The organism is Pararoseomonas baculiformis (genome assembly GCF_017813395.1).
GTDB classification, from domain to species: domain Bacteria; phylum Pseudomonadota; class Alphaproteobacteria; order Acetobacterales; family Acetobacteraceae; genus Roseomonas; species Roseomonas baculiformis.
The window spans coordinates 76805-102970 of record NZ_JAGIZB010000008.1; the positions used below are offsets into that span (position 1 = coordinate 76805).

Here is a 26166-nt window from a genome sequence, read left to right on the forward strand (position 1 = left end):
CCCACGCGCGCCGGTGCGCAGCACGCCGCGATTGCACATCCTCGGAACCCGCACGCCATGCCGCTGTGCCCGCCGCGGTTGGAAGGGAGGAACTCATGCCCGTTCCTCCGCAAGCGCGGGAAGCGCCATCGCTTTCGCGTCCGCTTCACCCGACAGGATCGGGTCCAGGCGGCGGAGCGTGGCGGACCAGTCATGGCCTTTCATCACGGCTCGGCGGGCCCGTTCGCCGATGCCCGGATGCTCCCCTTCCAACACGGCACCAATCCGCGCCGCCATCTCGGCGGGGCTGGCTGCCACCAGGAGATCCTGCCCGGCGACGGCCCGCACCCCTTCATAGGCTTCAGGGCTTGCTACCACCGGGCGGGCCATCGCCATCGCCTCGAGAACCTTGTTCTGGATCCCCCTCGCGATACGCAGCGGCGCAACAGCCACCGCGGCATGGGCGATGAAGGGACGTATGTCCGGAACGGCGCCGGTGACCTGCACGCCCGGCCGCGAGGCCAGGGCGCGCACGGCCGGCGCCGGATTGGCGCCGACGATGTGGAAGGTCGGCGCGGGGCTCCGGCCCGCCAGCAGCGGCATCACCGTATCGGCGAACCAGCACACCGCATCCACATTCGGCCGGTAGTCCATGGTTCCGGTGAAGACGAGCGCCGGACCAGTGCCGGCATAAGGGTTCAGGTAGGTGCGGTCCGGGTCGAAGCGGGAGAGGTCCACCCCGTTGTTCACGTAGTTGAGCCGGTCCGCACAATCCGGGGCCAGGTCGGCGAAGCGCTGCGCCTCCTCCGGCGAGACAAGGAGCGTCTGGTTGAAGTCGAGCGCAGCCTGCCGCTCGAAACCGAGCAGCGTGCGTGCCTCGCGCGCCCAGACCGGCCGCATCACGCCGCGCGCGCCCTCCGCATAGGCACGCCACTTTTCCGAATCGACGTCCACCATATCCAGAACGCGGCGCAGCCCGTGCTTTCGAAGGAGGTATGGCGCCATCGACGACGAGTAGGCGAAGGCCGCATCCCAGCGCCCGGCGGCCAGCCCCTGCTCCACCCATGCGGCGAGAGACGGGTTATGGAACCACCCAAGGGTCAGTGGCTTGCCGGGCCGGAAGCGAAGCAGGGCGCGCAACGCCGATTGCCGCCGCGAACCGGTCTCCCACCACTGCACCTCGGCGCACCGGGACTGTAGGACCGGGAGGTATTCAAGGTCGGCCCGGTCATCCACGAGGCAGCCGAGATCCACCTCCCAGCGCTCCGCCAGATAGTCCAGCATGTGCCAGGCGCGGATCTTCTCCCCTTTCTGCGGCGGATAGGGGATACGGTGGGCGAGGAAGAGGAGCCGACGCATCTCAGGCCTCCGCGCGGCGCAGCGTTGGTGACGTCATCACGCATTCCGGTGGAACGCGAACAACCATGTCCACATGGTGGGCACGGCCTGCCCCGTGCATGCGTGCGGCAGGGTCGCGCAGGCCAGCTTCGAGCGCGGCGGAAGCTTGGCCGCGCCCGGTTCCGGCAAAGGTGGCGATCGGACACCACCCTTGCCGTACGAGGATCCGGCCCATCAGCCCAGGCCCCGCACGAGGGGAGGCCCAAGCAGATTCGCGATCCTCAGCGGCAGGCGCTTCCACGCAGCGATGACGAGTTTGTACTTGGGATTGTTCGGGTTGTTGTCGGGCACGCGCGCGCCCGGAAGCAGGCCATAGGCATAGTGCAGCTGCTCCGCCTCGAACCCCCAGTTCCGCTTGTAGGCGAAGGCACCGGTCCCGATCTTGCTGCGGCCAAAGTCGAACAACGTCGCCCCGCGCTCGGTTCCGGCACGCCGCATCACCTCCCAGTACATGAAGTCATTCGCCGACAGCGCCCGGGCTTCCGGCGTGCTTCCGCCGTAATAGGGCAGTACCTCGTCGCGGAAGTGGAAGTTCAGCACGGACGCGACCGGCCGCCCTTCATACCGCACCGTCGTGACATCATGCGCGTCGGGGAATGCCTCGGCGAGCAGCTGGAAATAGCGGCGCGGGAAGACCGGCGATCCGAGGTTGCGCACGCTCTCGGCGTAGATGCGGTGCAGCGTGCGGATGTCGGAGTCTGAGGTGGAAGTCAGGCCAAACTTGATGGCCTTCCGGACCTCGGCGCGCTGCTTGCGCGGGATGTTCGCCGCCTGGTCCTTCGCGTCGTCGCCCGTGATCGTGATCGGCTTGCGGAACGTGAAGTACAGGGGCGGCCGGTCCTGCAAACCGGGATCCGGCGCGCCGCGTTGGCGGAACTCAAGCGCCGGCACGCCAAGCCGCCGCTGCAACGCCATGGCATGCTGCATGAGCGCCTCACGCGCTTCCGGCGTGGCGGCCACCGGGCCGCCATAGGCGCAGAAGGGCGTGGAGGCGAGGAGATCCCCGAACAGGAAGGTACGCATACGGGCAAGCGGCAGCACGCCCACCACAGCCCCGTCCTGCTCGGCAAGGACGTAGTGAGTGGGATGGCCGAAGGCGCGGCTGATCACATCGCGCCACGGGGAGAGATGGAAGAAGCTGGCCTCGGGCTGGTCACGGACGAAGCTGTCCCAGGCAGGAACCGTCGCGCTGTCGAGCTCCCTGATCCGCACGGTCATGCCGCCTCCTTCCCTGTCCGGCCGATCGCCTCCGCGAAAATCTCGTCCATCCGGCCCCAGGCGAAGTCACGAAGCAGCCGGTCGAGGCGCCCCGCCATCCGACCGAGCCCAGTGTAGTGGCGGAACCGGGACAAGCGGCCGGCCGCAACGCGGGGCTGCCCCGGATCAACCTCCCAGGGGTGGAAGTAGAAGATGCCCGACCGTTTCTCCGCGCCGTTCACCCGGCGCAGGCCTGTGCGGAACACGGGATAGGGCACCAGGCGGAACCAGCCACCACCGGCGCAGGGCAGGTTGCGGCCACGATGCACGCTCCCCGCCCGCACCGTTGTGAGCGGCAGCTCCACCACTCCGTCCGGACGGGGCCGGTGCGGGCCGCGCGGCGCGTCGGGCGCACCGTAGAGGTCATGCCGCACGGGAAACACCGAGGACGAGTAGAGATGCCCCTCCTCCGCCAGAACGGCATGGGCCCAGGGCGTGTGCGGGCCGATCGAGAAGGTTGGGGCGCGGTAGCCGATGACGCGAACGCCGCCGGTATCCTCCAGCACCTGACGCGCGCGCCGGATATCCGCGCGAAAGGCCGCCTCCCCGATCAGGTCCACCCGCTCATGCCCATGGCCGTGGCTGGCCAACTCATGCCCGGCCTCCACGATGCGCCGGATGAGCGCCGGATGCTTCTCGGCCACCCATCCCAGGGTGAAGAAGGTCGCGCGGACACCGGCCGCCGAGAAAGCCTCCAGAACGCGATCCGTGTTCGCCTCCACCCGCCGCGGCAGGCTGTCCCAATCGTCGCGCCGGATGGTCGAGGCGAAGGCCTGAACCTGGAACCAGTCCTCGACATCCACCGACATGGCATTGCGCACGGTGTCGGTCGCGGGGAAGATCTTCACCGCCGCCGGCCTCCGCCATCGGACAGCAGGTCCATCAGCCGACTGAAGACGCGTTCCCGCCGGTGAACAAGCGACTCAAGCGTGTCGAGCCGCGCAGCGATTTCCTCGAGCCGGTCATGCTCGCGGCCGCCACGGTCATCGGACAGGTCCCACGAATCGTTCTCTGCGGGCACGCCGACGCCGAGGTCCTCCTCAAGCTCCAACGCCGTCGCCTCGACCATCGCCGCGGTCAGAACATCCGTCTCGTCGAGCGCCGCGCCGAGCAGCACGCGGGAGCAGAGGCGGTTGATCCTGCGCGGGATTCCATCCGAATAGCGGTGGACGACGTTGAAGGCCTCATCCTCCCAGCTCGGCCGCCCATCCCACCCCACCGCGCGCATACGGTGCTCGATATAACCCTGCGTTTCATCGCGGGAGAGGCCGGCCAGGTGATAGGAGGCGAGCACGCGCTGCCGCAGCTGGTCCAGGTCGGGGCTGGCAAGCAGGCGCCGGAGCTGAGGCTGTCCGATCAGCATGGTCTGCAGCGGCGCGACGTGACCGCCGGTAACGTTCGAAAGCATGCGCAGCTCTTCGAGCGCCGCATGAGGAAGCGCCTGCGCCTCGTCCACGATCAGGAGATGGCGGCGCCCGCCCGGAACTGCGGAGGCGCGCAGCAGCTCCGTCAGGCCGCGAAGGACAGCGGCCTTGGAGCCGTCCGACGGAACGCCGAAGGCGTCGGCGGTAAGCCGCAGGAGGTCGTCGCCCCCGACCTGGGTGGTCGCGATCCGCGCGATGGTGAAGCTGGCGGCATCCAGCTCGCTGCAGAGCCGCTCGATGAGCGTCGTCTTTCCCGTTCCCACCTCGCCCGTAATGACGACAAAGCCCTCGCGCTGCGCGAGCCCGTAGGTCAGGTGGGCATAGGCCCGCGCATGGCCCTGGCTCGAGAAGAAGAGGCGGGCATCCGGGGTCATCAGGAACGGATGATCCCGGAGCCCGAAATGAGCGATGTGCATGGCCTGCGTGTCTCTCAAGAGCTCTTCCCCCGTTCCGTCAAAAGCGCTGCCGGATGGTGAAGATCACGGCGTTCTGCAACTGGTCGTCACGACCGAACCGCCGCTCGTCGCGATCGGCAAGGTCGGTGAAGCGGTTGCTGATCTGGTACTGCAGCGAGGCCGTCACTCGTTCGTTGATTCGATGCGCGATGGTTGCGCGCCCGGTGTAGAAATCGCCGTTGTTGCGCAACGCCGAGGATTCAAAAGTGCCGTACTGCGCCGAGGCGATCAGGGTCGTCACCGGCGATAGGGCGTGTGACCAGCTCAGGATAACGGAGTCGCTCTCCTGCTCGAACGCGACGTTGCCGCGGGTCGTCGAAATCGGGGTTCGCTTCTCCCGGGAGAATGACAGGGTGATGCTGTCGCGCTCCCAGGTCTGGTTCAGCGACAGGGCCGCGCGCCTGACACGGAACAGCCCGTTCTGGAGCGCGAGGCTGGAGCCAAAGCTGGAGCCAAAGGTCGCGGAGGTTGGAGAGCCGGTCAGCGTGTCCCTCGGATTCCCGAGTTCGTCCACGTCCGTGGTCGTCAGCAGATCGGCCACACGCCGGACAGCGGTAGTCAACGCGTCAGCATAGCTCGCGAAAAGCGTCGTTCGCGCGCCGAGCGACACGCGTGCGTTGATATAGGGCGAGTTATAGCCGTCGCGGTGCTGATACTGGGCCATGATCACCGTATCCGGCGACGGGTCCAGCCGGACACCCACGCCCCAGACCGGGCCGCTCAGCCGAAAGCCCGGGGTCCCGGCATATTCCTGGTTCTCGTAGCCGCCCGTAGCCAGCACCGAGACCCCCCGGAGGACGGCATAGCGCACCTCCACTTCCCCCAGCGCGCGATGCGCGCCATCCAGCACGCCGTCGCCTGTGAAGGCCGTGCCGGTCACCCGCGCTTCCATGGCGAGCCGACCGAAGTCCTCACCCGTGCGCACGGACGCGAACCCGGTATGAGAGGTGAATTCCTGCGGCGTGAAGAAGGGGAGCCCGCCAGGCTCGAGGGAGCGGGACGTGCCACTCAGGCTGCTGTACTGGAAGGTGTAGCCCGCAAGGGCGGTGGCAAGCCCACCGAAGCGCACCAGCCCGTAGGGCGTGGCACTGAAGGCGAGGGATTGTGCACGGTCACGGCGCGGAAGGCTCGACTCCTGGTCGCCAGTGGTGCCGCCCGTGATGGATTGCACGTTGGCCGAGCCGCGAAGGTCGAGGAACAGCGTCTGGGGAACGAGCGTGACGAAGACAGAACCGTTCGCCCGATGATCCAGCCGGCTCTGGTCGCTGTCAGGCGTGTAGAGACGCAGGCTCGGCGCGTAGAAGATGCGGCCAAGAACACGCGCGGTGTCGAGCGAAAGCAGAAAATCGGGAGTGACCGAAAACACCAGCCCCGGCTGGCGCTCCCCGTTCCCGGAAAGGACGTTGTCCGAAGCGAGGACCTGGCCCGTCACACCCGCGTCCAGGCCGACAGAGCGCTCGGGCTCGGGCCCGGGAGCTGTCAAGGACGGACTATAGGGCCCTTGGAAGAACCGTCCCTGCTGATCCGGGACCATGCCCGGGCCACCGGGCAGGCCTCCCGGAGTGACCAGGGCGACGGACCGGTCAGGGCCCGTCAGCCCCTGAGGCGCCGCGGGCGTGACGGACGCGCCATCAGCCGATGAGGGCTGCGCCAATGCAGGCGCAGCAGCCAGCATCAGCACGGGAACCGCGGCGTTTCGGAGCCAAGGCTTCATTTCAAGCGCGGCTCTCGGTCAGGGGGGCATAAACACCTTCGTAGTCAACAGACCCGAAGCTGTCCTGGCTGCGCTGGCGCATCTGGTTCAGGAGAAGGTGGACCGAGGGACAGGCGCACACCATGTCGAGCGCCGCCTCCACCTGGTCGCGCTGCACCCGCTCCGCCTGCACCACGAGCATCACCTGCCCGACCACAGGTGCGAGCACGCTCGCCTCGCTGGTCGCGAGGCAGGGTGGCGTGTCGAGGAGAAGGATGCGGTCCGGCAGCGCGGCAGCGAGCCGGAGCACCGCGGCCGCAATCGTGGCGCCCTGCGGCACGGGTGGCGCGTCGGGCGGGATAACCCCGTAGGGAAGGAAACTCAGATTGGAGATCGCCGTCGGCAGCGGTGTCACGAGGGCTGGCGAGGTGCCCGCCGCGATGCTGCGAAGGCCAAGCTCCTTCTCGCAGCCGAGAAGCTCCGTGAGCGATCCGCGCTTGCCGTCCAGATCGACGATCACCGCGGGACGGCCACCCACCCCCGCGATGCCAGCGGCGACATTCAGGGCACTGAACGTCTTGCCCTCACCCGGCATGGCGCTGGTCACGAGAACCAGCCGCGCATTGCGGCCAAGCGCGGCCGGAACCTCGCTGACGTTGCGCAGCACCTGGTGGTGGACGATGGCGATCTCCTCCACCAGCCGGCTCCTGGCCTGGTTCCGGTCGATCAGACCGGCGCGCGCCAGGCGCTCCGCATCGATGGGAGGCGGCAGCGGCTGCTGGGGCGGCAACGGCGGCGCCGGTGGCGGTGGCACCGGCTGGCGGGCTTCCATCGCCTCGGGCCGAGGCGGCGGAACAGGCAGGACACCGCTGGTAGAGCCAAGGGCCGCGGCGGCCCGCTCAACCAGGTGGCTACGTGGCTTGGGCACACTGGTCATGCGAGCATCCTAGAAAGGAGCCTGGGAACTGCCGCGACGAGTTCGGGGCCGCCTAGCAGCACCGCACTATACCCGGCGAACAGGAGAGAGAGCGCGCCCACGAAGAGGACCAGCGCGCCCACCCCCAGCCGGAACTGCGGGCCGGAGATCGCGCCCAGCACGGGGACGCCAAGCTCACGCAACTCATTCACATTGTAGAAGCTGCGGTCCATCAGGCTTCGGACGAAGGCGTAGAGCACCCCCACCCCGAGCCCCGCGAGCAACACGCCGGAGGCGAGCAGCGGCCGGTTCGGACTTGTCGGCACGGTCGGCACGGTCGGCGGCTCCACCACCTCCAGGCGGATCTGGTCCGCACCGGTCCGGGCCGCGCCGGCAATCTGCAGCGCCTCGCGGCGTGCCAGCAGCTCCTCGTAGCTCTTCCGCAGCACCGAATAGTCGCGGTCGAGATTGGTGAACTCCGCCTGGAGCTGCGGAGCGCCGCGGGCCAGGGCTTCCAGCCGCTCAAACTCCTCGCCAGCGTCACGCACCTGGCGCTCCAGCGACGCAACCGCCGCTTCGGCTTCCAGCACGCGGAGTTCGACAGGCTCCCTTGCCGGGTTGGGGCGTGAGGCGCGAACGACCGATCCGCCGCCACCTCCCGCCCTCGCGAGGGCGGCGCGCGCCTCCCGGACCTCGGGATGCTGCTCGGTATAGCGGGTGCGCAGGTCGGCGAGCCTCTGCTGCAGGCCGGCCGCACGGCCATCGCCTCCCTCGACCGTCGTCACCTGGATGGTGGCCGGGATCTCCGCCAGCTGCGCGCGAAGCATTCCACGCCGGCCTTGCGCGTCCGCCAGCTCGCCCCGCAGCACGCTCAGGCGTGTCCGCGCAGCCTCGAAGCGGGAGAGACCACCCAAGGCATCGCTTGGCAGCAGGTCGAGGTAACGGGCACGGAACTCGGCGCGGCGCCGCTCGGCCTCGCGCAGCTGCACCTCGTAATTGGCGATCTGCTGGTTCACGAAGCCGCGCGCATTCTGCATCTGCTCGCGATCATTCGAGGCCGCGCGCTCCACGAAGAGATCCAGCGTGGCCTGCACCACGGCGCGGGCTATCTGAGGATCGTGGTCCCGGTACTCGATGAGGAAAAGATTGCGGGCCTGTGGGACCAGGCGGATGGAGCGGGTCAGGCCCGTGATGATCTCTTCACGCTCAGCAACACTGGACCCGCGCATCGACAGATCCGTCCGCGAATAGATCCGCTCCAGATTCGGCCGGCTCAGCAGCGTGCGCTGCAGCGTTTCGACCTGGCTGGCAGTGGCGCCATCGACCGCGAGGCCGCGCAAGGTCTGCCCGAGAATGGCGTCCGCATCGGCGTAGATGCGCGCGCTGGACTGGTAGCTGTCCCGTATGGCGTAGACCCCCGCCCAGCCAGCGAGGCAGACCACCCACGCGATGAGCAGCGCGGGCCAGCGGTGACGCCAGCCCACCGTGAGATATCGGCGTATCTGTGCAAGGGGCAGCATCATCAGAACCAGCCCTGTGGGATGACCAGTGTATCGCCCGGCTGCATGGGCATGTCCTGGCCGATATCACCGTCCCGGAGGAGGGACGCGAGGCGAACCGGGATGATGCGCTGCGTGCCATCCATCTCGCGACGGATGAGCTGCGCACGGTTCCCCGCCGCATAGCGCGTGAGCCCACGGGCCCCGATCATCACGTCGAGAAGCGTCATTCCCTCCCGATACGGTACAGCGAGCGGCTGGGCCGCCTCCCCGATCACCCGCACCATCCTGGTGGACTGGCCGATGCCGTTTCGGACCATAACAGTAACATTCGGCTCCAGCACATATTTCCGCAGCCGCTCCTCAATAGCCGTTGCCAGCTGGGTCGGCGTCCGGCCGGCCGCGACAATATCGGGCACCAGCGGGGTAGAAACCCGCCCATCCGGGCGCACCGGAATTTCTGTGCTCAGTTCAGGAGCGCGATATACAAAGATACCGAGCATGTCGCCCGGACCAATGATATAGTCAGGCGCCTGAGCCCCAGCCGTATTTGTAGCCTGCACCGAAACCGGTGGCGGGACCGATGGCGCGCATCCCGTCACGAGCACCAGAGCAAGTGTCGCTACGCTATACACCCAGCGGGACGAGCACGCACGACCAAAATACGAGATCGTGAGCTGTTTTCGGTCGGGAAGTGGATAGCGAACCGACATGATGACCAGCCCTCCAAAGAATGGCGCGAACCTAAGCTCACCCCCGTAGATCGGGCAATCGATTTGATGTCAACATAGGTTTAGGACAACTAACGCCTTGTTGAGGATAGGATCCTAGTCACGATCTGCTTCTCACATAATCGTGTATGAAACTCAGGATATAACACGCATTACGAGAGATAATCGTTTCGATCACACGTCCTACGCGCATCTCTTGCGCGGTCTGATTGATGTGTGATATCACATTCTCGTTGCAAAGAAACCGGGCAGAATTGTAAGGAAAATCGCGTCGGCAAAATTTACATAATAAAAGTTAACATGTTTTCTCCGCGACGGTTCACTTTACACTAGCCTTCCGGAGCGGCTTCGGTCCGTATTCGCCCGCATGTTCAACCCGGCTGCCTCACCCCCCAGAGGCAGCGGTTCCGAGCATCGGAGCCAAGCCATGACAAGCTTCTTCGGCCACAGCATCCGTCTTGAGATACTGGGCCTTTTTCTGGTTGAGGCCATTGCATTCTTTCTCCTTTCCTATCTCGTCCTCACGGGCGGTGGGTCTCGCCTGGAGGTTCCTGGCCAGGCGAATGCAGCCCTCGTAGCCGCTCTCCTGGCGATCAGCGCCGGTCTCGCCTCGGGAGTCAGCGGGCTTTACCAGCCCGCCACCTGGCTCCGCTTCGGGCGGGTCCTGACCGGAAGCGTGATCGCCGCACTGCTGCTCCTCGCCGTAGCCGAGATGCTGCCGCCGCTGGTGCTGCTGGAGCCCGCATCGCGGCTGGAGAGCGCCCTCGCCATCCTTGCTCTCTTCACCGTCGCAGTCGTGATGAGCCGCTTGCTGCTTCTGGCCGGCACGCGGCAGGGCATGTTCCGCCGGCGGATCCTCCTGCTCCAGGGGGATGGAAGCGCCGCGAGCCGTTGGCCTGCCGAGGACCCGTTCCTTGAGGTCATCCCGGTGCCGGTGCGCAACCTGCTGGAGGGTGACACCACGGTATTGGCCAGGCTGCAGCAGAGCCGCCCCTGGATGGTGGTGGCGGATCAGCCCGATCAGCTGCCGGGCGGCTTGCGGAACAGCATCGCCTCCCAGGGCGTGCCGGTGGTGGACGCATCCGAGTTCTGGGAGCGCCGGCTCGGGCGGCTGGACATCGCATCCCTTCCCCCGGAGTGGCTCAAAAGCGCCCGCATCCATCATGAGACCCGAATCGAGTGCGCCCTGCGCCGGGTGCTGGACCTCGTGGTCGGGATCTCGCTTCTCCTGCTGACCCTTCCGCTCATCCTGATCACCGCCGTCGCGATCAAGCTCGAGACTCCCGGGCCCATCCTCTACCGGCAGGAGCGTGTTGGTCTGAATGGCCGCCGCTTCACCCTGTTCAAGCTGCGCAGCATGGTCGCCGACGCCGAGGCGGGAGGCGCCCCACGCTGGGCGACCAAGGGCGATTCGCGCGTGACGCGGGTCGGGCGGATCATCCGGCTCTGCCGCATCGATGAGCTGCCGCAGATCCTTAACGTGCTGCGCGGTGACATGGCCCTGGTCGGTCCGCGCCCGGAGCGCCCGGCATTCGTGGCACAGCTCGAGCAGGTCATCCCGCATTATGCCGAGCGCGCCATGGTCAAGCCGGGCGTCACCGGCTGGGCACAGGTGAACTTCCCCTATGGCAGCTCGGTCGAGGACGCGCGCGAGAAGCTTGCCTATGACCTATATTATGTGAAGCGCCGTTCCCTGTTCCTCGACCTGCTCATTGTGGTCGCCACCGTTCGCGTCGTCCTCTTCCAGGAGGGGTCGCGATGAGCGCCGCCCGCCGCTTCGGTGCTGAGCTGCAGCACTCATGAACGGCGCAGGCGCCTTCTGGCCGCACGCCGTCTGTGCGGCCGCCTGCCTGGCCTGGACCCTGTTGCTGCTCCGCAAGGGGCGGGCCGGGGTTTCCACCCTGGCTTGCGCCGTCACGGCCTGCTGGGCCGCCAGTGTGGCGATCTGGCCCGACACGCTCCTGAGTGGCGTGATGGAAGCCGTGCGCGTCGGCGCCTGGGCAGCGGTGCTGCTCTCCCTGTGCCGGCGCCTTCCGGGCGCGGCGCGCCTGGCACGTGGCCTGGGAGCCGCTGCGGCAGCCCTGACCGTCCTCTCCGTCATCGCGGTGCTGCCATCGCTGGCGCCACAGATGGAATTCGTCGCAGCACCGCTGCGCGTCGCCCTCGCCCTCTCGGTCGTGCTCCTGGCGGAGAACCTGTGGCGCAACGCTGACGAATCCGCGCGCTGGCACGTGAACCTGCCGGCGATCGCGCTCGGCGGCCTCGCGATTTTCGAGGTGGTGCTCTACGCGGGCGCAGCGCTGTCAGGGAGTCTTTCTCCCGCCCTGCTGGACGCGCGTGCGGGCCTGACTGGACTTGCCCTGGCACTGCTTCCGCTCGCGGCGGCGCGCAACCGGCGCTGGCGCACGGACTCTCCGGTTTCGCGCGAGGTCGTCTTCCACGGCGCGACCCTGATCGTGTCGGGTGGCTTCCTGCTCGGGGTCGGCGCCCTCGGCGGTACGCTCCGCAAGCTCGGCCTGGCCTGGGGAGAAGCCGCCGAGGCGGGGCTCCTGGCCACCGCCCTCATGGGGCTGGTGGTGGCGCTCAGCACCCGTTCCGTCCGCTCGCGGCTGCGCCGCCTTGTCGTCGACCACTTCTTCGCGGACCGCTACGACTATCGCAGGGAGTGGCTGCGCTGCGTGGCGGTGCTTTCCGCGCCCGGCGTTGACCCCACGGTCCGCGCGGTGCGGGCCATCGCCGACGCCGTGGATTCGCCCGCGGGCCTGCTTCTGCTCCGGCGGGCCGATGAGCCCGGGCCCACCGTCGCGCCGCTGGAATGGGCCGGTTCCTGGAACCTGGGAAGCCAGCCGATCACGACCTTCAATGGCGACCTTCTCCTGGCGGCGCTCGGCGACCCTGGCCGTGTTCTGGAGATCGGCGAAGGAGCGGCTGACGAGCAGGCCGCGCGGGAGCTGCGTGCCGCCTGCGGCCCGCTCGCGCTCGCTGTGCCGCTTCTGCACGGGGAGCATGGCCTCCTCGGCGTCGTCATGCTGGCCCCCTCGCGTGCCCCCTTCCCTCTCGACGAAGAGGTTCTGGATCTGCTGCGGACTCTCGGGCGGGAAGTGGCGATGTTCCTCGCCGAGCGCCGCAGCGCCGAGCGCCTCGCCGACGGGGAGCGCCTGGCGGCCTATGCGCAGCGCTTCGCCTTCGTTTCCCACGACCTGAAGACGGCCTGCAGCGGGCTTGAGATGCTTCTTGCCAATGCGGAACACAATCTCCAGGACCCGGAGTTCCAGCAGGATCTGCTGCTGACCGCGCGCGCCTCGGCGTCGCGCATGAAGTCACTCCTCGCGCGGCTGCGGGACGAGGAGCGGCCGTCGATGGGCGCACGCACGGGGTCATCCGATCCCGTCGCGCTTCTCCGCCGGCTTGCGGCCTCGCGGCAAGGCAGGGTCGAGCTCCAGATCGAGACATCGCGCGATGCGCAGGCGGTGGTGGCGATGTCCACCGATGGCCTGGAATCCGCGGTCACGCATCTGCTCGACAACGCGCTGGAGGCCTCACCGCCGCAGGCGGCGGCCATCCTGCGCCTGGGGCGTGAACGGGGGCGCCTTGTGCTGGACATCGTGGACCGCGGCCCTGGCATGACGGACCGCTTCGTGCAGGAGGTCCTGTTCCGGCCGCTGAGCACCACCAAGCCCGGGGGTAGCGGAATCGGAGCCTGGCAGGCTCGCAACCTCGTTCGTGCTGCGGGCGGCGACCTGCTGGCCATCACCGCGCCCGGTGCGGGCACCACGATGCGCCTCGTCCTGCCCGAGGCGACGTCGGCCCCCGCCGCCGCGCATAACTTAGATTTTCCCGGGTCGGGATGCGCCCGGACGGAGGCAGTGAACGCATGAGCCGGCCCAAGCTTTTGGTTGTTGAGGACGACCCCGGCCTGGCCGCCCAGTATCGATGGGCCTTCCCGGATTTCCGCGTGCTCCTGGCGGGAGACCAGGCCAGCGCGGAGGCGATCGCCCGGCGCGAACAGCCGGCTGTTGTCCTGCTGGACCTCGGCCTTCCGCCTGATGCGGAAGGGGTGAGCGAAGGTTTCGCCACCCTGCAGGCGATCCGGCGCGAATGGCCGCGCGTACCGGTTGTGGTGGCCAGCGGGCAGGGCCAGCGCGAGAACGCGCTCCGCGCCATTGCCCTTGGCGCCGCCGACTTCCACGAGAAGCCGGTGGACATCGCCGTCCTGCGCACGGTCCTGGATCGCGCGCTGCGGCTGCATGACCTGGAGGAGGAGAACCTCCGCCTGGCGATGACGGCCCGTCCCTCCGCGATCCGGGGGATCATCACCGCGGACGAGGGAATGCTGAAGGTCTGCGCGACCATCGAGCGCCTCAGCTCCGTTTCCATCCCGGTTCTGCTTCTCGGCGAAAGCGGCACGGGCAAGGAGGCCCTCGCCCGCGCCCTGCATGAGATCGGCGGCCGCGCCAGCGGGCCCTTCGTGGCCATTAACTGCGCCGCCATCCCCGAATCGCTCATGGAGGGTGAGTTGTTCGGGCATGAGCGCGGCGCCTTCACCGGAGCCGTGCGGCAGGTGCCGGGCAAGTTCGAGAATGCCAATGGCGGCACCCTCTTCCTCGACGAGATCGGGGAGATGCCGGCCAGCCTCCAGGCCAAGATGCTCCGCTTCCTCCAGGACGGCGTGGTCGAGCGCGTTGGCGGGCGCACGCCCATCCGCGTGGATGCACGCATCGTCTCGGCGACGAACCAGCCGCTGGAGGAGCAGGCAGCGACCGGCCGGTTCCGCTCCGACCTTCTCTACCGCCTCAACGCGGTGACAGTCCGCATTCCCCCGCTGCGGGAGCGCGGGGATGACGTCGCGCTGCTGGCTCGCTGGTTCCTCGCCCACAATGCCAGGGCGTTCAACCGGCGCCTCCGCGGCTTCGATCCCTCGGCGCTCGCGGCGCTTTCCTCCCATCGCTGGCCCGGGAATGTGAGGGAGCTGGAGAACCGGGTCCGGCGCGCCGCGCTGATGGCGAATGGCGCCTTCGTGACCTCCGCGGATCTGGAACTGGCCGAGCCTGCGCCCGATCCGGAGATCAGCTTCGACATCCGGGCCGCAAGGCTCCGGGTCGAGCGGCAGATGGTGGAGCGCGCGCTGGCGCGCACCAATGGCAGCCTTTCCGCCGCGGCACGCCTGCTCGGGATCAGCCGCCCCACGCTGTACAGCCTGCTCGACACGCATGGCATCACCCCAAACCGGTCGGAGGACGGCACAGCCGCCGCCTCCTCCAGTTCCACGTGAGGACCATCATGGCCGCCCCCAGCCATCGTCTCTCCGCCACCCTCCTTCTCGGCGCCACGCTGCTCGCCGCGGCGCCCGCCCATGCCTCGCTGGAGCGCGCGCGCGCGGCCCAGGCGCGAGGCGAGCTGCGCACCGCGCAGATCGAACTTCGCAACGCGGTGCGCGCGGAGCCGAACTCGGCGACGCTGCGGGCCGCGCTGGCGCAGGCCAGCCTGGATGTGGGCGAGCCGGACGCGGCGGAGCGCGAGATCCGAGCCGCGATGGAGGCGGGTTACGACCGCGCGGAGGGAACGGCGCTGCTGCTGCGGACCTATGTGGCCCGCAACCGGTTCCGGGAACTTCTGAACGACTTCCCTGCGCCGGGCGAGGATGTGCCGGCCGCCCTGGCCGGTCGCATCATGGCCGCCCGCGCGATGGCGCAGATTTCGCTCAACCAGCGCGACGATGCCCGTCGCTCCGCGGCCGAGGCGGTGCGCCGCGCGCCGGATCTGGTGGATGCACGCCTTGCAGCCTCTGTCATAGAGCTGGCCGAAGGAGACAAGGCGGGTGCGGAGGCGGAAGTCGATCGCGCACTGGCGATTGATCCGGGCGCGGCCGAGGCCCTGCTCCGAAAGGCCGCGCTGCAATTCGGCCGCGGGGATGCGCGGGGCGCGGCCGAGACTGCGGGCCGGTTGGTAACGGCCAGCCCGGGGCACCTGACGGCGCGCCTGCAACGCGCGGAGGCCCTGATGGCGCTCGGCGAGGACGCCGCCGCCCGCGCCGACGTCGAGGCGGCACTCCGCACCTCGCCGGGCAGCCCGGGCGCGATCTACATGCGGGCGCTGCTGTCGGCGCGCGCGGAGAACTGGCGCGGCGCCGACGAGGACCTGCAGCGCCTGGGCGGCGCTCTGACCAACATCCCCGGCGCATTGCTGGTCCAGGCGCGGGTCAAGCGCGCGATGGGCCAGACCGTGCAGGCCGAGGATGCCGCCCGCCGCCATGTGGCCCGCTACCCCGAGGATGTGAATGGCGGCCTGCTGCTGGCCGTCATGGAGATGGAGGGGGGCCGGCCCGATGCCGCCGCAGGAACCCTGACGCGGCTCACCTCGCGGGGCGTGGCATCCGCGCCGGCCTTCGATCTGCTGGGCCGGGCACACACGGCCATGGGCCGGGGGCGCGAGGCGGTGCAAGCCTTCACGCGCGCATCGGAACTTGCCCCGGAGGATTCGGGCATCCTGTCCCGCCTGGCCGCCGCGCGGCTGAGGGTGGGTGACACGGCCGGCATGACGCAGGCGGCCCAGGAGGCCTCCCGCATCGCGCCGGACGCGCCGGGTGCGCGGCAGCTTCTCGCGCTCAGCGCGCTCGGGCATGGCGATCTCCGCGCGGCGGAGGAGGAACTCAGCAAGCTCACGCCGGAGTCCCGTGAGGGCGAACCGGCACGGGTCCTCCAGGGCATGGTCTACGCCCTGCGCCTGGATGCGCCGCGCGCCCGCGCGGCCTTCGAAGGCGCGCTCGCGGTGAACCCGGACTCGGTGGCGGCGCGGCTGGGCCTCGCGCGGCTCTCGGCGGCGGCGGGCGATAGCCAGGCGGCGGAGCGCCTCTGGGGCGAGGTACTGGCCCGTGCTCCCGACAATTCGGAGGCGCTGACGCGGCTGTCGGCCCTTGGTGCCCGGCGCGTCCCGGAAGCCGCCTCGGCGCGGGCCGTGCTCACCGCGGCACAGGCGGCTCATCCGGCCGAGCAGAGCATTGCACTCGCCCTTGCGAGTTCCCTCATCCGCAGCGGCGACCCGGCTGCTGCGGCGGCCGTGCTGGAATCCGCGCCGCTCCGCAGCGCAAGGCGTGGGCCCGGTGTTCCGATGCTGCTGGCCGAAGCGCGCGCGGCGGCTGGCCAATGGGCCGAGGCGGAGACGGCGAGCCGTGCGGCCCTGGCCGAGGATCCCACCTCGTCCCAGGCACGGCAACGGCTGGCAGCGGTGCTGGCCGAGCGCGGTGACATGCGCGGCGCGGAAGCCCTGCTCGAGGAAGGGCTCCGCAGCAGGCCGGCCGACCCAGTCCTTCTGGGCGCCATGGTGTCCCTCGCCTCACGGCGGGATGGAGTCCCGGCGGCCCTGTCTATGGCGGACCGGCTAGCGGACCGGCCGGGCACCCGCCCGGCCTCGAGCTTCCTGAAGGGGGACGTCCTGCTCGGCGCCGGGCGGTCCGAGGAGGCGGCGCGGGCCTATGCGGCCGCCTACGCCCGCGAACCCTCGCTGGCGCTGGCGCTGCGGCAGTCCCAGGCCTGGCGCGCGGCTAATCGGCTCGACCAGGCCACGGCCGCGCTGACGGCCTGGCTGGAGCGCGAACCGGCAAGCCCGCCCGCTCTCACGGCATTGGCTCAGCTGGACCTGGCGGCAGGCCGGACGGCAGAGGCTGAGCGCCGGCTGACGCTGGCCCTGGAGGGCGCGCCCGGCAACGTGGTCGCGCTCAACAACCTCGCCTGGCTCAAGCAGGGGCGTGGAGACAAGGATTCCCTGGCCCGTGCCACGGATCTGGCGGAGCTGGCCTACTACATGGCGCCGACGGCCGAGATCGCGGACACGCTGGGCTGGATCCGGGTCCGGACCGGCCGCGCCGCCGAGGCGGTGCCGCTGCTCCGGCAGGCCGTCTCCGCCTCCGCTGCGCGCGGGGCGCCGGATCCGTCCATGTCCTATCGCCTGGCCGTTGCGCTGCGTGAGACGGGCGCGCGGGAGGAGGCGCTGCGTGTGCTGCAGCCCGCGATCTCCGGCAACAGCGCCTTCAGCGAGCGGGCCGAAGCAGAGCGGCTCGCGCAGAGCCTGCGCGCGGGTGGCTGAGGGGCGCGCGAAGATGGGGGCCACCCTTCCGTCCCAAGCCCTGGCGGGATCGCCGCGGCTTCCCGCCGCGCCATGCGCGGTGTCGCCGCGCGCGATGGTGCTGCCGTTCCGGCGCCGTCTGCCGGGTGCCCAGGCGTCGTCCGGGGCAGTGCACGCATGACCCAGCTTGCCCCCCCGCTCAGCACTGAGGAACGCGGGATCCGCACCGCCCCTGCTTCCTCGCCCTTCGCCTCCGCGACCTCCGGCCCCTTCGCCCCGCCGGGGGAAACCGGCGACGCGCGGCGGCCGCTGCGGCTGCTCACACTCAGCACCCTCTTTCCGAACCCCGCGCAGCCCAATCACGGGGTGTTCGTCGAGAACCGGCTTCGGCACCTGCTCTCCAGCGGCGAGGCGGCGAGCACGGTGCTGGCCCCGGTGCCCTGGTTCCCTGGACGCACGCCCTCCCTGGCCGCCATCCCGGCCCTGGAGACCCGACATGGAATTGCGGTGATGCATCCCCGCTTCCCGGCGCCACCCGGCCTCGGGATGCTCACCAACCCCTACGCGATCTACCGCGTGGCGGCCGGCGCCATCACGGGCATGCTGCGCGACGGCTTCGCCTTCGATGCCATTGATGCGCACTATCTCTACCCGGACGGGGTAGCCGCGGTTTGGCTCGGCAAGCGGTTCGGCTTGCCCGTGGTCGTGACCGCCCGTGGTTCGGATGTCAGCCTTCTGCCGCGCCACCGCGTGCCGCGCCGCCTGATCGGCGATGCGATCCAGGGGGCCGCGGCGCTGATCGCCGTCTCCGCCGGGCTGCGCGACGGGCTCGTCGCGCTCGGTGCGCCGCCCTCGAAGGTGACGGTCCTCCGCAACGGGGTGGACCTCAACCTGTTCCGCCCGCCGGCGAACCGTCAGGCGCTGCGCGCATCACTCGGGCTGGGTGACAGCCCCCTGCTTCTTTCCGTTGGCCTGCTGATCGAGCGGAAGGGACATGACAAGGTCATCGCGGCCCTGCGCGATCTGCCCGGCCATCATCTGCTGATCGTGGGCGAAGGACCGGAGCGCGCGGCCCTTACCGCCCTGGCTGCGCGGCTCGGCGTGGCCGACCGCGTGCGTTTCGAGGGCGCGGTCTCGCACGCGCTGCTACCCCGTGCCTACGGCGCCGCCGACGCGATGGTGCTCGCCTCAAGCCGCGAGGGCTGGGCGAATGTGCTGCTGGAATCCATGGCCTGCGGCACGCCGGTTGTTGCCAGCCCCGCCTGGGGTTCGCGAGAGGCGGTGGCGGCTCCGGAAGCAGGGCTGGTCCTGGACGAGGCGACACCCTCGGCCATCGCGGCGGGCGTGAGGCGCCTGCTGTCCAACCCGCCCGACCGGGCCGCCACGCGCCACTACGCCGAGCGCTTCGGTTGGGAGGAGACGACGGCCGGGCAGCTCGCGCTCTTCCGCCGTGTGCTGGGAAATCGCGCATGACCGGGATAACCCGCCGGAACATGGGCCTGGCCGGGGCCGGTCTGCTCATGGCCTTCCAGCCAGGGTGCGCCTCCGCGCAGCGGCGCCCGGCGGCCCCGGCCACATCGGTCAGGGCGCCGGCCAATGTGGTGTTGCCGCGCCCCCTCCCCTGCGCCAACCGGCCCGGCGACATCACCGGCTTCCTCCTGGAAGGGGCCGGTTCGCCGGCCGGGACCGTTGCCGTGATCGGGCAGGCTTTCCGACCCGGGGATATGCCGCGCAGTGCGACACTCGGCGCCAGGATGGGCAACGGAACGCGCGTGCCCGCACAGCTCGACGTGACCACGCGCCACCCGGACGGCTCCGCGCGGTTCGGCCTCGTCTCCCTCGCTCTGCCCGCCCTTGCCGCGGGTCAGGCAGCCGGGGTGGTGCTGACGCGTGATGGCGCGCCCATGCAGCCTCTCCGGGCGGACGCTGCCCTCGCCGGCCGCTCAGCCGTCCTCACCCTCACGCCTGGCGCGGGCGGCTCGCCCTGGTCGATCGACCTGCTCGCGCGGCTGCGCGACCAGCAGGCTGGGGGACGACGGCCCTGGCAGGCCGGGCCGCTCGCGCTGCAATGGCGTGTGGCCCTTCCGGTGCCGGAGGCGGTGGTAGGCGCCGCGTCGCTACGCGTGGTCGCCGATGTGTCCGTGCGGGCCGATGGCACGCTCTGGGTCGATGCCTGGCTTCGCAACGACACGGCCATGCGCCCGGGCGGAGGAAGCGCGCACTACGCCGTTCGCCTCGTGATCGACGGGCGGGAGGCGCTGCGGGCCGGGCCGCTGCAACACGGGCAGTACCAGGCCTGGGGCAGGCTGGTCGGCGGGGCCGCCGGAGCAAGGCCAGCACCCGCCATGCCTATCCTGCGGCCGGATGTTCCCTACCTCGCCGATGCAGCCGCCATTCCGCGCTACGACCAGTCCACCGGTGCCGAGGCCGCGCTGCTGGCCCGGCTGGCGCAGGAGCGCGAGGCGCCGGAATGGTCTGAGCCGCTCGCGGCGCGCGGCATCACCCGCGACATGCGTACGACCGGCGGGCGCTTCGACCTCGGGCCCGTGACGGGCTGGCAGGCAAGCTGGCTGGTGAGCGGCGACCCGCGCGCGGGCGCCTTCGTTCTCGACCAGGCGGAGGCCGCGGGCGCCGTTCCCTGGCATTACTGGGATCCGGCAGGTGGCGCGGATGGCTCGGGCGGATGGCTGGATGCGCAGCGCTGGCCGCGGCTCTGGTCGGACGTCCGTGGCGGCCGCCCGCCCTATACGCTCGCCCAGCCAGTACCGCGCGACATCGGCTGGATTGAGGACGCGGCTCACCAGCCCTCCCTCTCCTATGTGCCCTACCTCCTCACCGGGCGCCGGGCCTTCCTGGACAATCTGCAGGCCCAGGCCGCCTGGAACGTCACCTCCAACTGGCCGGCCAACCGCTACGACCGGCGATGGAGCGGCCGGATCGTCGGCCTGAACCTGATGCACAACAGGCAGGTCCGCAGCGCCGCCTGGGGAATCCGCACGGTGGACGAGGCCGCCTGGATCAGCCCCGACGACGACCCCATGGCGCCTTATCTGCGGGAGATCACCACGGCGAACTGGGCCTGGATGCGCGAGCAGATTCCGGCACTCACCGAGTTGCAGGGCGAGGTGCATGGCTGGTGGCCGCCCTCCGGCTACGGCCGGCGGGGTGACGCTTCCCCCTGGCAGCAGGACTACCTCGTCGCGGCCGCCGCCGCGGCCGCCAGGCGCGGCAATGACGACGCGCGTGCCATGCTGGCATGGATGGCAAACTTCGTCGTCGGCCGTTTCACGGCCGGCGATCGCGGCTTCGCGCCGCATGACGGCGTCGCCTATACCCTGGCCTTGGTTCCCCTCAGTGAGCGGAACCCCCGGCCCTACAGGAGCTGGGCCGAAATCGGCGAGCAGACGCGCGCGCGCGGCCTGTCCAACGGAGATGGCTGGGCGACCAGCGGAGGCGAGTACGGGCGCCTTGCCCTGCAGTCCCTGGCGCAGCTGAGCGACGCGCTCGACCACGCCCAGGCGCGACGCGCTTTCATGTGGCTGGATACGGCAGGCGCGCCCTTCACCGACACGCAGTCGCACGCCCGCATTCCGACCCTGAACATCGTGCCGCGTGACTTCGCGCGCGTGTCGGCCCGCGCGCCGCGATGTTCGGCGGGCGGAGGCTGAGCCGTGGCCGGATCAGCCCCGAATTCAGATCGCCTGGCCCAGCAGCGCTCTTTCGAACGCCTGCGCAGCCGCATCCGGCCGCAGGGAGGGCGGTACCCGCTTCTTGATCGCCTGCCCTACCGCCATCGTCGTTCGCAGACGCTATGTAGCTGGCCCAGTGCCCGGCGCGTTCCCGCGCGCGATTCCATGCCGTCGGAGGGTTGATACATATGGCCGTTTTCCTCGTCACGGGCGGATGCGGGTTCATCGGTTCGCATCTCTGCGCCGCGCTCCGTGCACAGGGGCATGCCGTGAAGGTGCTCGACGATCTCTCGACCGGATTCGAGGAAAACCTGGCGCCCGGCGCCGAGCTGATCTGCGGCGACGTCGCGGATCCGGAGACGGTCCGGCGCGCGATGGAGGGAGTGGACGCCTGCTTCCATCTGGCGGCCATCGCCTCGGTCCAGCGCGGGACCGAGGATTGGCTCGGCACGCATCGCGCGAACCTGACCGGCACGATCGTGGTGCTGGACGCCGCCCGCTCGCGCCGGGTTCCGGTCGTCTATGCCTCATCCGCCGCCGTCTATGGGCAGCCCACCGCATTGCCGATCACGGAGGACGCGCCCACCCGGCCCCTTTCGGCCTATGGCGCGGACAAGCTGGGCTGCGAGCTGCATGCGCGCGCGGCCGGCGAGGTGCACGGGGTGCCGACCTTCGGGCTGCGCTTCTTCAATGTCTTCGGCCCGCGGCAGGACCCCCGCTCCCCCTATACGGGCGTGATCTCGATCTTCTGCGACAGGCTGGACCGGGGTGAGACCGTGACCATCTACGGCGACGGGCAGCAGACCCGGGACTTCGTGCCGGTTCGCCATGTCGTCTCGGCGCTGCTCGCGGCCGCGGACGCCGCATCGGTGGAGGCGCCGGTCGCCAATGTCTGCACCGGCCGCCCGACATCGGTTCTGGAACTGGCCGAATGCGTCGCGAAGGCCGCGGGGGTGAGTGCCCGCGTGGTCCATGGGCCAGCGCGGCCCGGGGAAATCCGGCACTCGGTCGGGTCCGCCGAGCGGGCGAACGCGCTTTTGGGACTTGGCGCAACCCCGGAGCTCCTCGACGGCTTGGCCGAGGTCATTGCCTGGATGCGCTCACGCCAGCCGCAGTCCCTGGTCAGCGCAGAAGCCCGATGATGGCCACCCAGAACAGGACGGAAAGCCCAAGGATCACAAGGGCCGCGGCAGGCCAGGGGAGCCTGCGCAGGCGTTTCCGCGCGACCGGCGCGCTGAGCGCCTCCTGCCGCACCGCGTCCTCCGTGCTCCTCAACTGTTCTCCGACCCGCATCGGTCCAATCCGGATGTCCATCGAGTCCCTAGGGTTTCCGCAGCAGGACCGTGCCCACTACACCCTTCCGTGTAAACACCAATTAAGTCTGCCGGTTTATCCACAGGCTCCCCGGTCGCAGGTCCGTGAGAAGGAGGCGTTCTGATGTGCGGGATCGTCGGTATCTTCCACCCGGACCGTCCGGTCGTTCCTGACGGCGCGACGGTGTGGTCCATGGCGGAGGCAATCCGCCATCGGGGCCCCGATGGCGGGGGCACGCATCTGGAGCCGCATCTCGGGCTCGGGCATCGCCGGCTCGCCGTCGTGGACCTGGCAGCCGGCAAACAGCCCATGAGCGTGGCCAACCGCATGGTTGTCACGGTCTTCAACGGCGAGATCTACAACCACCATGCCCTGCGCCGCGAACTTGAGGGCCAGGGCTACAGCTTCGACACCCATTCGGACACAGAGGTGATCCTGAACGGCTGGTGCGCCTGGGGCCCCGGTGTGCTGGACCGGCTGGTCGGCATGTTCGCCTTCGCCCTTTGGGACCGCCGGAGCGGCGAGCTGCTGCTCGCGCGGGATCGCCTTGGCGAAAAGCCGCTGCATTACGCAGAGCTGCCGGACGGTTCCCTGGCCTTCGCCTCCGAAGCCCGTGCGCTGCATGTCCTGCCGCAGGTATCCCGCCGCCTCGACCCGCAGGCGATCGAGGACTACCTCGCCCTCGGCTACGTGCCGGACCCGGCCACCATCTTCGCCGGGATCCGGCGGCTGCCGGCGGCGCACTACATGCTCCTGTGCCGGGGCAAGAAAACGCGGCTCGTCCCGCAGCGCTACTGGAGCCCGCCGACCCAGGTGGGTTCCTTCGGGCCGGATGCCGGGGACCGGCTGCTGGCCTGCCTCGACCAGGCGGTTCGCGGGCAGATGATGGCGGATGTGCCGCTCGGCGCCTTCCTGTCCGGCGGCGTGGATTCCGGCGCCGTGGTGGCGCTGGCCGCCCGCGCCCGGGCCGCGCAGTCCGGTGCCCCGCTCGAGAGCTTCACCATCGGGTTCGAGGGCGAAGCCGACGAACGCGAGGCGGCGGCTCGCGTGGCGGAGCTCTGCCACGCCCAGCACCGCACCGAGGTGGTGCAGGCCCGCTGGCTGGACGCGGCCCGCGAGGTTGCGCAGCATTTCGGGGAGCCCTTCGGCGACCACTCGGCCGTCCCCACCCTCGCCGTTTCCGCCCTGGCCCGGCGGCATGTGACCGTCGCGCTGTCGGGGGACGGTGGTGACGAGCTGCTGGGTGGCTACCGGCGGCACCGCTGGCATGCCTTGGCGGAAGCGGTGCGCAACAGCGTTCCGGCGCCGCTGCGCGGGCGCGTGCTCGGGGGCTTGGCCCGTCTGTATCCGAAGCTGGACCGGGCGCCGCGCTGGCTCCGGGCCAAGAACACGCTGACCGAGATCTCGCTGGACAGCGCGGTGGGTTACTACCGCACGGTCTGCAAGCTGCATGCGGAGCGCCGCCATGCGCTCCTCGCCGCACCGCTCCGCGCCGCGCTGGACGGTTATGATCCCTCTGACCGTTTCGTCGCGCTGATGCAGGAGTGCGATCAGGACGACCCGCTGCTCGCCGCCGGCTATGTGGACCTGCAGACCTACCTGCCCGGCGATATCCTGGTGAAGACCGACCGGGCCAGCATGGTCCACTCGCTCGAGCTACGGGCGCCGATGCTCGACCACCGCTTCGTCGAGATGGCGCTTGCCTTGCCGGCCCGGATGAAGCTGCACCGCGGCCAGGGCAAGCACGTCCTGCGGGAAATGGTGGCTCCGATGCTGCCGCCCCGGCATCTTGCGGCACCCAAGCGCGGCTTCGCCGCCGGGATCTCCGCTCCGCTCCGGGCAAGCGCCGCCGAGGTGCGGGCACGGCTGACGGGCTCGGCGATGCTGGATAGCGGGCTGTTCGACGGAGCAGCGCTCGCTCGGCTCGCCGACGAGCACGGTTCGGGCCGGGCCGATCACTCCCAGGCCCTGTGGCAGCTTCTCGTGCTCGAGGGCTTCCTGCTGGAGGAGTCCGGCCACGTGGCCTCCGAGCGCCCCCCCGTGCCGGAGCCGGCCTGACGCATGTCCGCTACGACAACTCTCGGCACGGCCCCCGGGCCGGAGGGAGCCAGGCCGGCTGAACCGGGCCTCGGGCGCAAGATCGCGTCCGGCGCGGCCGCCATGGTGCTGGCGCGCCTCGTTGCCCGCTGCATCAGCGTGGTCAGCACCCTGATCCTTGTCCGCCTGCTGCTGCCGGAGGACTTCGGCGTCGTGGCGCTGGCGGCGGTCGCCTTCGTGGTCGTGGACACCATGACCGCAACCGGTTTCGGGGTGGTGCTGGTTCGTCGGGCTGCGGTGGATCGCGACCTCTATGATACCGCCTGGACGATGAACCTGATCCGCTGCGTCCTGCTCGGCGGCATCGTGGCCGCCACGGCGGATCTACAGGCCTCCCTGCTGGGCGATGCGCGCATCGCGCCCGTTCTCCTCGTCGTGGCCCTGACCGTGACGCTCGACGGGCTGGTCAGCATCGGCATGACCCGCCTCCAGCGCGAGATGCGCTTCGACCTGATCCTCCGTTACCAGATCACGTCGAAGCTCCTCTCTTTTGCGCTGACGATCCTGCTCGCGGTGATCCTGCAGAGCTACTGGTGCCTCGTTCTCGGGAATCTCATCGCCAAGCTGATCCTGATCCCGTTCTCCTACTATCTGGCACCCCACCGCCCCCGCTTTGCATTGGTCCATTGGCGGGAACTGCTCAATTTCTCGAAGTGGATGTTCGTCATCAACATCTGCAGCGCCGCCGACGGGCAAGGTCCCAACCTCGTGCTCGGGCGGGCAATCGGGGTCGAAGCGGTCGGATTCTACAACATTGCCTACCAGATCGCGGCGGTGCCGGTCACGGAGCTGGCGGCACCAGTCCGGACCCCGATCTACGCCGGCTATGCGCAGGTCCTGCATGACCGTGCGGCGTTGCGGCAGCAATTTCTCGATGGCTTCAGCCTGCTCTGCGCCGTTCTTGTCCCGCTTTCGGTCGGTATCGCGCTTGTCGCACCGGAGATCGAGCAGCTGGCGCTGGGGCCTGTGTGGCGCGGGGCAGATGTGCTGATCGCGCTCTGTGCCATGTATGCCCTCGTGGACAGCATGGCGCATTTCACCTTCAACGTTTTCCTCGTGCTTGACCGCCAGCGCTCCTTCGCCGCGGTCTTCGTGGCCCTCGTCATCCTGCGCGTGCCGGCGATCATCGCCGCGGCCCTGCTCGCCGGAACAGCCGGCGTGCTGGCCACGATGCTGGCAACGGGGTTGCTGAACGCGCTGATCTGGCACCTGCAGACCGGGCGGATGCTGGGGCATGGCCTCAGCGACGTGGGCGCCCGCGCCTGGCGCAGCTTCGCCGCTGCCGTGGCAATGACCTGCGCCGTCCTCCTGGTGCGCCAGGCATGGCCGCAGGGAAGCGAGACTTCCGGTGACGCCGTCCTCCACCTTTCCGTGGTGGTGGCGGTGGGTGCGGCCGTTCACCTCTCGACACAGCTGGGGCTCTGGCGCCTTGCCGGAAGCCCTGCCGGGCCGGAGCGCACACTCATCGACTTCGCGGCCGCCTCCTTCCGGCGGCTGAGAAGGGCGAGAGCATGAGCTCCGCCCTGAAGGACCGGACGAAGCTGCCGCCCAGCCTTCGCGATGCACGACGGCAGACCTTGCCGTGCCGCCGGCCATACCGGCACGGAAGGCGGGCTTCGCTGCGAGTTTTTCCTATGTCGGGAGAAGATGATC

General features: G+C 69.7%; 18 protein-coding genes. 9 read left to right on the forward strand and 9 right to left on the reverse strand.

The window, feature by feature from the left end:
• Positions 1–93: 93 nt before the first annotated feature.
• From J8J14_RS10120 to J8J14_RS10155, 8 genes are all read right to left on the reverse strand, one after another.
• The gene (locus J8J14_RS10120) at positions 94–1338 is read right to left on the reverse strand and encodes a TIGR03087 family PEP-CTERM/XrtA system glycosyltransferase (RefSeq protein WP_209379382.1); all 1245 of its coding nucleotides are present in this window, start codon (positions 1336–1338) and stop codon (positions 94–96) included.
• A gap of 213 nt (positions 1339–1551) precedes the next feature.
• Entirely contained in the window at positions 1552–2595 is a 1044-nt protein-coding gene (locus J8J14_RS10125; protein ID WP_209379383.1) for a FemAB family XrtA/PEP-CTERM system-associated protein, read from the reverse strand.
• The gene (locus J8J14_RS10130; RefSeq protein ID WP_342452428.1) at positions 2592–3482 is read right to left on the reverse strand and encodes an XrtA system polysaccharide deacetylase; all 891 of its coding nucleotides are present in this window, start codon (positions 3480–3482) and stop codon (positions 2592–2594) included. Before J8J14_RS10130 ends, J8J14_RS10125 begins: the two co-directional genes overlap by 4 nt.
• Positions 3479–4432: an AAA family ATPase gene (locus J8J14_RS10135; RefSeq protein ID WP_245215632.1), complete on the reverse strand. Its 954-nt coding sequence runs from the start codon at positions 4430–4432 to the stop codon at positions 3479–3481. The genes J8J14_RS10130 and J8J14_RS10135 overlap by 4 nt, the downstream gene beginning before the upstream one ends.
• A gap of 79 nt (positions 4433–4511) precedes the next feature.
• The gene (locus J8J14_RS10140) at positions 4512–5945 is read right to left on the reverse strand and encodes a TIGR03016 family PEP-CTERM system-associated outer membrane protein (RefSeq protein ID WP_209379384.1); all 1434 of its coding nucleotides are present in this window, start codon (positions 5943–5945) and stop codon (positions 4512–4514) included.
• 283 nt (positions 5946–6228) lie between these two features.
• Complete coding sequence (locus J8J14_RS10145; protein WP_209379385.1) at positions 6229–7143, reverse strand: P-loop NTPase family protein; 915 nt, start codon at positions 7141–7143, stop codon at positions 6229–6231.
• Positions 7140–8645: an XrtA system polysaccharide chain length determinant gene (locus tag J8J14_RS10150; RefSeq protein ID WP_245215633.1), complete on the reverse strand. Its 1506-nt coding sequence runs from the start codon at positions 8643–8645 to the stop codon at positions 7140–7142. The genes J8J14_RS10145 and J8J14_RS10150 overlap by 4 nt, the downstream gene beginning before the upstream one ends.
• Complete coding sequence (locus tag J8J14_RS10155) at positions 8645–9334, reverse strand: XrtA/PEP-CTERM system exopolysaccharide export protein (protein WP_209379386.1); 690 nt, start codon at positions 9332–9334, stop codon at positions 8645–8647. The genes J8J14_RS10150 and J8J14_RS10155 overlap by 1 nt, the downstream gene beginning before the upstream one ends.
• Positions 9335–9779: 445 nt before the next feature.
• Here J8J14_RS10155 and J8J14_RS10160 point away from each other — a divergent pair, with 445 nt between their 5' ends.
• The 7 genes from J8J14_RS10160 (at position 9780) to J8J14_RS10190 (ending at position 22244) form a co-directional block, all read left to right on the forward strand.
• The gene (locus J8J14_RS10160; RefSeq protein WP_209379387.1) at positions 9780–11114 is read left to right on the forward strand and encodes an exopolysaccharide biosynthesis polyprenyl glycosylphosphotransferase; all 1335 of its coding nucleotides are present in this window, start codon (positions 9780–9782) and stop codon (positions 11112–11114) included.
• A 37-nt stretch (positions 11115–11151) separates the two neighbouring features.
• Positions 11152–13230, forward strand: a complete 2079-nt coding sequence (gene prsK / locus J8J14_RS10165; RefSeq protein ID WP_209379388.1) for an XrtA/PEP-CTERM system histidine kinase PrsK — start codon at positions 11152–11154, stop codon at positions 13228–13230.
• The gene (gene prsR / locus J8J14_RS10170; protein WP_209379389.1) at positions 13227–14624 is read left to right on the forward strand and encodes a PEP-CTERM-box response regulator transcription factor; all 1398 of its coding nucleotides are present in this window, start codon (positions 13227–13229) and stop codon (positions 14622–14624) included. The genes prsK and prsR overlap by 4 nt, the downstream gene beginning before the upstream one ends.
• An 8-nt stretch (positions 14625–14632) precedes the next feature.
• Complete coding sequence (gene prsT / locus J8J14_RS10175; protein ID WP_209379390.1) at positions 14633–17434, forward strand: XrtA/PEP-CTERM system TPR-repeat protein PrsT; 2802 nt, start codon at positions 14633–14635, stop codon at positions 17432–17434.
• Between the two features lie 156 nt (positions 17435–17590).
• On the forward strand, positions 17591–18886 hold the full coding sequence (locus tag J8J14_RS10180; protein WP_209379391.1) for a glycosyltransferase: 1296 nt from the start codon (positions 17591–17593) through the stop codon (positions 18884–18886).
• Positions 18883–21081 carry a hypothetical protein gene (locus tag J8J14_RS10185; RefSeq protein ID WP_209379392.1) on the forward strand — a complete coding sequence of 733 codons (2199 nt, stop codon included), beginning with the start codon at positions 18883–18885 and terminating at the stop codon, positions 21079–21081. Before J8J14_RS10180 ends, J8J14_RS10185 begins: the two co-directional genes overlap by 4 nt.
• Positions 21082–21290: 209 nt before the next feature.
• Positions 21291–22244 (forward strand): NAD-dependent epimerase/dehydratase family protein, encoded by a 954-nt coding sequence (locus J8J14_RS10190; protein WP_209379393.1) that lies wholly within the window; start codon positions 21291–21293, stop codon positions 22242–22244.
• Here J8J14_RS10190 and J8J14_RS10195 read toward each other — a convergent pair.
• Entirely contained in the window at positions 22225–22377 is a 153-nt protein-coding gene (locus J8J14_RS10195; RefSeq protein ID WP_209379513.1) for a hypothetical protein, read from the reverse strand. The genes J8J14_RS10190 and J8J14_RS10195 overlap by 20 nt on opposite strands.
• A 162-nt stretch (positions 22378–22539) precedes the next feature.
• Between J8J14_RS10195 and asnB the strand changes: the two genes are divergently transcribed.
• Both asnB and J8J14_RS10205 read left to right on the forward strand, forming a co-directional pair.
• On the forward strand, positions 22540–24474 hold the full coding sequence (asnB, locus tag J8J14_RS10200) for an asparagine synthase (glutamine-hydrolyzing) (protein WP_209379394.1): 1935 nt from the start codon (positions 22540–22542) through the stop codon (positions 24472–24474).
• Between the two features lie 3 nt (positions 24475–24477).
• Positions 24478–26028, forward strand: a complete 1551-nt coding sequence (locus J8J14_RS10205; RefSeq protein ID WP_209379395.1) for an oligosaccharide flippase family protein — start codon at positions 24478–24480, stop codon at positions 26026–26028.
• Positions 26029–26166 lie beyond the last annotated feature (138 nt).

What these genes read in the sequence shown, in the direction of transcription:
- J8J14_RS10180 (WP_209379391.1), top strand. Translation starts at nt 17,591, where the DNA reads ATGACCCAGCTTGCCCCCCCGCTCAGCACTGAGGAACGCGGGATCCGC.
- J8J14_RS10155 (WP_209379386.1), bottom strand. Translation starts at nt 9,334, where the DNA reads ATGTCGGTTCGCTATCCACTTCCCGACCGAAAACAGCTCACGATCTCG.
- J8J14_RS10190 (WP_209379393.1), top strand. Translation starts at nt 21,291, where the DNA reads ATGGCCGTTTTCCTCGTCACGGGCGGATGCGGGTTCATCGGTTCGCAT.
- asnB (WP_209379394.1), top strand. Translation starts at nt 22,540, where the DNA reads ATGTGCGGGATCGTCGGTATCTTCCACCCGGACCGTCCGGTCGTTCCT.
- J8J14_RS10135 (WP_245215632.1), bottom strand. Translation starts at nt 4,432, where the DNA reads ATGACCCCGGATGCCCGCCTCTTCTTCTCGAGCCAGGGCCATGCGCGG.
- J8J14_RS10145 (WP_209379385.1), bottom strand. Translation starts at nt 7,143, where the DNA reads ATGACCAGTGTGCCCAAGCCACGTAGCCACCTGGTTGAGCGGGCCGCC.
- J8J14_RS10205 (WP_209379395.1), top strand. Translation starts at nt 24,478, where the DNA reads ATGTCCGCTACGACAACTCTCGGCACGGCCCCCGGGCCGGAGGGAGCC.
- J8J14_RS10150 (WP_245215633.1), bottom strand. Translation starts at nt 8,645, where the DNA reads ATGATGCTGCCCCTTGCACAGATACGCCGATATCTCACGGTGGGCTGG.
- prsK (WP_209379388.1), top strand. Translation starts at nt 11,152, where the DNA reads ATGAACGGCGCAGGCGCCTTCTGGCCGCACGCCGTCTGTGCGGCCGCC.
- J8J14_RS10120 (WP_209379382.1), bottom strand. Translation starts at nt 1,338, where the DNA reads ATGCGTCGGCTCCTCTTCCTCGCCCACCGTATCCCCTATCCGCCGCAG.
- J8J14_RS10185 (WP_209379392.1), top strand. Translation starts at nt 18,883, where the DNA reads ATGACCGGGATAACCCGCCGGAACATGGGCCTGGCCGGGGCCGGTCTG.
- prsT (WP_209379390.1), top strand. Translation starts at nt 14,633, where the DNA reads ATGGCCGCCCCCAGCCATCGTCTCTCCGCCACCCTCCTTCTCGGCGCC.
- prsR (WP_209379389.1), top strand. Translation starts at nt 13,227, where the DNA reads ATGAGCCGGCCCAAGCTTTTGGTTGTTGAGGACGACCCCGGCCTGGCC.
- J8J14_RS10125 (WP_209379383.1), bottom strand. Translation starts at nt 2,595, where the DNA reads ATGACCGTGCGGATCAGGGAGCTCGACAGCGCGACGGTTCCTGCCTGG.
- J8J14_RS10160 (WP_209379387.1), top strand. Translation starts at nt 9,780, where the DNA reads ATGACAAGCTTCTTCGGCCACAGCATCCGTCTTGAGATACTGGGCCTT.